We start from the raw sequence: 5343 nt of genomic DNA on the forward strand, positions 1-5343 counted from the left end.
CATTAATCATCGTCAGTACGTTGAGTGAGCGACCGGTTCTTAACGGAACCGAAAACAGTAACAGGAATTGAACTGAAGAGTTTGATCCTGGCTCAGATTGAACGCTGGCGGCATGCCTTACACATGCAAGTCGAACGGCAGCACGGGGGCAACCCTGGTGGCGAGTGGCGAACGGGTGAGTAATACATCGGAACGTGTCCTGTAGTGGGGGATAGCCCGGCGAAAGCCGGATTAATACCGCATACGACCTAAGGGAGAAAGCGGGGGATCTTCGGACCTCGCGCTATAGGGGCGGCCGATGGCAGATTAGCTAGTTGGTGGGGTAAAGGCCTACCAAGGCGACGATCTGTAGCTGGTCTGAGAGGACGACCAGCCACACTGGGACTGAGACACGGCCCAGACTCCTACGGGAGGCAGCAGTGGGGAATTTTGGACAATGGGGGCAACCCTGATCCAGCAATGCCGCGTGTGTGAAGAAGGCCTTCGGGTTGTAAAGCACTTTTGTCCGGAAAGAAAACTTCGAGGCTAATATCCTTGGAGGATGACGGTACCGGAAGAATAAGCACCGGCTAACTACGTGCCAGCAGCCGCGGTAATACGTAGGGTGCGAGCGTTAATCGGAATTACTGGGCGTAAAGCGTGCGCAGGCGGTTTGTTAAGACCGATGTGAAATCCCCGGGCTCAACCTGGGAACTGCATTGGTGACTGGCAAGCTTTGAGTATGGCAGAGGGGGGTAGAATTCCACGTGTAGCAGTGAAATGCGTAGAGATGTGGAGGAATACCGATGGCGAAGGCAGCCCCCTGGGCCAATACTGACGCTCATGCACGAAAGCGTGGGGAGCAAACAGGATTAGATACCCTGGTAGTCCACGCCCTAAACGATGTCAACTAGTTGTTGGGGATTCATTTCCTTAGTAACGTAGCTAACGCGTGAAGTTGACCGCCTGGGGAGTACGGTCGCAAGATTAAAACTCAAAGGAATTGACGGGGACCCGCACAAGCGGTGGATGATGTGGATTAATTCGATGCAACGCGAAAAACCTTACCTACCCTTGACATGGTCGGAAGTCCGCTGAGAGGTGGATGTGCTCGAAAGAGAACCGACGCACAGGTGCTGCATGGCTGTCGTCAGCTCGTGTCGTGAGATGTTGGGTTAAGTCCCGCAACGAGCGCAACCCTTGTCCTTAGTTGCTACGCAAGAGCACTCTAGGGAGACTGCCGGTGACAAACCGGAGGAAGGTGGGGATGACGTCAAGTCCTCATGGCCCTTATGGGTAGGGCTTCACACGTCATACAATGGTCGGAACAGAGGGTTGCCAAGCCGCGAGGTGGAGCCAATCCCAGAAAACCGATCGTAGTCCGGATCGCAGTCTGCAACTCGACTGCGTGAAGCTGGAATCGCTAGTAATCGCGGATCAGCATGCCGCGGTGAATACGTTCCCGGGTCTTGTACACACCGCCCGTCACACCATGGGAGTGGGTTTCACCAGAAGTAGGTAGCCTAACCTGCGAAGGAGGGCGCTTACCACGGTGGGATTCATGACTGGGGTGAAGTCGTAACAAGGTAGCCGTATCGGAAGGTGCGGCTGGATCACCTCCTTTCTCGAGCTTCGCACTGGGTATGCAAATACCCGAGCATTCAAGCGCTCACGCTTATCGGCTGTTGTTTAAGACTGGCTTTGGGTCTGTAGCTCAGTCGGTTAGAGCACCGTCTTGATAAGGCGGGGGTCGATGGTTCGAATCCATCCAGACCCACCAAGTGTCAAGCGGGGAAGACTCGCGGGGGATTAGCTCAGCTGGGAGAGCACCTGCTTTGCAAGCAGGGGGTCGTCGGTTCGATCCCGTCATCCTCCACCAAAAGTCTTCAATGCACAGTGTTTCGTGAAGTACTGTGCATTGGCGATTAATAGCCAGTTGATGCTGAAGGTAATGAAGTGTACCTGTCGGCTAAACGTTCTTTAACAATCTGGAAGAAGTAGTAAAGAGAGTCTGCGAAAGCGCTTAGAGATGGGCGTGAGTAGAGGACTCAGGGTAGTGATTGTATCAAGTATGAAAAGGTGATCGAAAGATTGCTTTGGAATACGGCACAACGCGAATACTCAGCCTATGACGAGGTGGCTCGAGAGAGACACACTTGTTATAGGGTCAAGCGAACAAGTGCATGTGGTGGATGCCTTGGCGATCACAGGCGATGAAGGACGCGGTAGCCTGCGAAAAGCGGAGGGGAGCTGGCAAACGAGCTTTGATCCTCCGATATCCGAATGGGGAAACCCGGCCCGTATGGGTCACCCTTGACTGAATACATAGGTCATGTGGAGCGAACGCGGTGAACTGAAACATCTAAGTAACCGCAGGAAAAGAAATCAACCGAGATTCCCAAAGTAGTGGCGAGCGAAATGGGATCAGCCTGTACTCTTTATCCTTCTTATTAGCTGAACGCTCTGGAAAGTGCGGCCATAGCAGGTGATAGCCCTGTAAGCGAAAATAGGTTGGAAGAACTAGGTGTACGACAAGTAGGGCGGGACACGTGAAATCCTGTCTGAAGATGGGGGGACCATCCTCCAAGGCTAAATACTCGTGATCGACCGATAGTGAACCAGTACCGTGAGGGAAAGGCGAAAAGAACCCCGGGAGGGGAGTGAAATAGATCCTGAAACCGCATGCATACAAACAGTCGGAGCCTGGAAACGGGTGACGGCGTACCTTTTGTATAATGGGTCAGCGACTTACGTTCAGTAGCGAGCTTAACTGATTAAGGCAGGCGTAGCGAAAGCGAGTCCGAACAGGGCGATCAGTTGCTGGGCGTAGACCCGAAACCAAGTGATCTATCCATGGCCAGGTTGAAGGTGCGGTAACACGTACTGGAGGACCGAACCCACTAACGTTGAAAAGTTAGGGGATGAGCTGTGGATAGGGGTGAAAGGCTAAACAAACTTGGAAATAGCTGGTTCTCTCCGAAAACTATTTAGGTAGTGCCTCGTGTATCACCTTCGGGGGTAGAGCACTGTCATGGTTGTGGGGTCCATTGCGGATTACTACGCCATAGCAAACTCCGAATACCGAAGAGTGCAATCACGGGAGACAGACATCGGGTGCTAACGTCCGGTGTCAAGAGGGAAACAACCCAGACCGCCAGCTAAGGTCCCAAAGATTGGCTAAGTGGGAAACGAAGTGGGAAGGCTAAAACAGTCAGGAGGTTGGCTTAGAAGCAGCCACCCTTTAAAGAAAGCGTAATAGCTCACTGATCGAGTCGTCCTGCGCGGAAGATGTAACGGGGCTCAAGCCAGTCACCGAAGCTGCGGATACACGTTGAAAGACACGTGTGTGGTAGGAGAGCGTTCCGTAAGCCTGCGAAGGTGTGTCGAAAGGCATGCTGGAGGTATCGGAAGTGCGAATGCTGACATGAGTAGCGATAAAGGGGGTGAAAAGCCCCCTCGCCGTAAGCCCAAGGTTTCCTACGCAACGTTCATCGGCGTAGGGTGAGTCGGCCCCTAAGGCGAGGCAGAAATGCGTAGCTGATGGGAAGCAGGTCAATATTCCTGCACCATTGTTAGATGCGATGGGGGGACGGATCGCGGAAGGTTGTCCGGGTGTTGGACGTCCCGGTCGCTGCATTGGAGAAGGTGCTTAGGCAAATCCGGGCACATAATTCAAGGGTGTGGCGCGAGCTTCTTAGGAAGCGAAGCAATTGGAAGTGGTTCCAAGAAAAGCCTCTAAGCTTCAGTCTAATAGTGACCGTACCGCAAACCGACACAGGTGGGCGAGATGAGTATTCTAAGGCGCTTGAGAGAACTCGGGAGAAGGAACTCGGCAAATTGGTACCGTAACTTCGGGATAAGGTACGCCCTTGTAGCTTGACTGGCCTGCGCCAGGAGGGTGAAAGGGTTGCAATAAACTGGTGGCTGCGACTGTTTAATAAAAACACAGCACTCTGCAAACACGAAAGTGGACGTATAGGGTGTGACGCCTGCCCGGTGCCGGAAGATTAAATGATGGGGTGCAAGCTCTTGATTGAAGTCCCGGTAAACGGCGGCCGTAACTATAACGGTCCTAAGGTAGCGAAATTCCTTGTCGGGTAAGTTCCGACCTGCACGAATGGCGTAACGATGGCCACACTGTCTCCTCCCGAGACTCAGCGAAGTTGAAGTGTTTGTGATGATGCAATCTCCCCGCGGCTAGACGGAAAGACCCCATGAACCTTTACTGTAGCTTTGCATTGGACTTTGAACCGATCTGTGTAGGATAGGTGGGAGGCTATGAAACCGGAACGCTAGTTTCGGTGGAGCCGTCCTTGAAATACCACCCTGGTTTGTTTGAGGTTCTAACCTTGGCCCGTGATCCGGGTCGGGGACAGTGCATGGTAGGCAGTTTGACTGGGGCGGTCTCCTCCCAAAGTGTAACGGAGGAGTACGAAGGTACGCTAGGTACGGTCGGAAATCGTGCTGATAGTGCAATGGCATAAGCGTGCTTAACTGCGAGACCGACAAGTCGAGCAGGTGCGAAAGCAGGTCATAGTGATCCGGTGGTTCTGTATGGAAGGGCCATCGCTCAACGGATAAAAGGTACTCTGGGGATAACAGGCTGATACCGCCCAAGAGTTCATATCGACGGCGGTGTTTGGCACCTCGATGTCGGCTCATCTCATCCTGGGGCTGTAGCCGGTCCCAAGGGTATGGCTGTTCGCCATTTAAAGAGGTACGTGAGCTGGGTTTAAAACGTCGTGAGACAGTTTGGTCCCTATCTGCCGTGGGCGTTGGATATTTGAAGGGGGCTGCTCCTAGTACGAGAGGACCGGAGTGGACGAACCTCTGGTGTACCGGTTGTCACGCCAGTGGCATCGCCGGGTAGCTATGTTCGGAAGAGATAACCGCTGAAAGCATCTAAGCGGGAAACTCGCCTTAAGATGAGATATCCCCGGGGCTTCGAGCCCCTTGAAGGGTCGTTCCAGACCAGGACGTTGATAGGTCAGGTGTGTAAGTGCAGTAATGCATTGAGCTAACTGATACTAATTGCCCGTAAGGCTTGATCCTATAACCAGTGTGTTTTACGTAGTGACTTGGCGCTTCAGCGCTTAGTCAATACCACCCCCGTAGGGGGCCACGCCGGTTGAGTCAGCGACTGTGCCGATACCAGTCACTACCCAAATCTACTTCTTCCCAGATTGGTTGTGCCGTCCCCGACGACACAACAACAAGTCATGCCTGATGACCATAGCGAGTCGGTACCACCCCTTCCCATCCCGAACAGGACCGTGAAACGACTCCACGCCGATGATAGTGCGGATCACCCGTGTGAAAGTAGGTAATCGTCAGGCTCCTCATGCTACAAACAAAAACCCCACC

General features: G+C 53.2%; 2 tRNA genes and 3 rRNA genes. All 5 read left to right on the plus strand.

The features are described 5' to 3' along the window. Window positions 1-69: 69 nt before the first annotated feature. The 5 genes from QCE63_RS35240 to rrf all read left to right on the plus strand — a co-directional run bounded on the left by QCE63_RS35240 (window position 70) and on the right by rrf (window position 5315). Window positions 70-1603, plus strand: a 16S ribosomal RNA gene (locus tag QCE63_RS35240). 79 nt (window positions 1604-1682) lie between these two features. Next, window positions 1683-1759 (plus strand) — tRNA-Ile (locus QCE63_RS35245). Window positions 1760-1782: 23 nt separating this feature from the next. Continuing rightward, window positions 1783-1858 (plus strand) — tRNA-Ala (locus QCE63_RS35250). Window positions 1859-2144: 286 nt separating this feature from the next. Further along, window positions 2145-5031, plus strand: a 23S ribosomal RNA gene (locus QCE63_RS35255). A 170-nt stretch (window positions 5032-5201) separates the two neighbouring features. Next, window positions 5202-5315, plus strand: a 5S ribosomal RNA gene (gene rrf, locus QCE63_RS35260). Together the 16S, 23S and 5S rRNA genes with 2 tRNA genes alongside form the textbook arrangement of a ribosomal RNA operon. The last annotated feature ends 28 nt before the right edge of the window (window positions 5316-5343 follow it).

This window comes from Caballeronia sp. LZ065 (assembly GCF_031450975.1).
In the GTDB taxonomy this organism is placed as follows: domain Bacteria; phylum Pseudomonadota; class Gammaproteobacteria; order Burkholderiales; family Burkholderiaceae; genus Caballeronia.